The following is a 629-nucleotide window of genomic DNA, read 5'->3' on the forward strand; positions in this document are numbered from 1 at the left end:
GAATACTTGTATTGACTTCGGACACCTTCTATAATGTCCGCAATACAGTAGTGCCCACTGGCAGAAGACCTCTCCCCGCGCCGCCCCTGGTACGTTTACACTCCTACCTGTCGCCGCACGCCTGCAGAGGCCGCCTGGCCGATACCTTAAGAAGGGCGCGACGGCGCTATGTTGTTTGACATGCGCCGCGATAGCTTTACGTCCCCATTCAAAGGGACTCACGCCTGAGACTTGCAGGCAACAGGAGAATTTCGATGTTTGGACTTGGTATGACTGAGTTGGTCGTCATCATGATAATCTGCCTGCTGGTCTTCGGCGGCTCCAAGATTTCCGGGGTGGGACGCTCGCTGGGCGAGGCCATAACCGAATTCAAGGATGCCGTGAAGCCCCAGGAAAAGGACGAAAAGCCCAAGGAAGTCAAAGGTCGCTCGAAGAAGGCCGAGGACGAGGACGAAGTCAACGATGCTGCGCGGGATGAGGCGGAATAACGCGGACGCGCGTCGTAAACAGCCATTTCGATGCGAATGCCGCCCCGGGTGTGGTGGTGTTCGCATTTCCATATCCGCACACCGTCCGCGCACAAACGACCCGACATCTTGATCACCCTGGGCCGCTATGCTACAATCCAC

1 protein-coding gene is annotated in these 629 nt (G+C 56.9%); it reads left to right on the plus strand.

Features of this window, described 5'->3' with window-relative positions; all coding sequences use genetic code 11:
* Window positions 1-254 precede the first annotated feature (254 nt).
* Window positions 255-488 carry a twin-arginine translocase TatA/TatE family subunit gene (locus tag JNK74_29300; GenBank protein ID MBL7650273.1) on the plus strand — a complete coding sequence of 78 codons (234 nt, stop codon included), beginning with the start codon at window positions 255-257 and terminating at the stop codon, window positions 486-488.
* Window positions 489-629 lie beyond the last annotated feature (141 nt).

It is taken from the genome of Candidatus Hydrogenedentota bacterium (assembly GCA_016791475.1).
Lineage (GTDB): Bacteria > Hydrogenedentota > Hydrogenedentia > Hydrogenedentales > JAEUWI01 > JAEUWI01.

Excerpts from the sequence above, each read along its gene's own strand:
- JNK74_29300 (MBL7650273.1), top strand. The coding sequence starts at position 255 with ATGTTTGGACTTGGTATGACTGAGTTGGTCGTCATCATGATAATCTGC.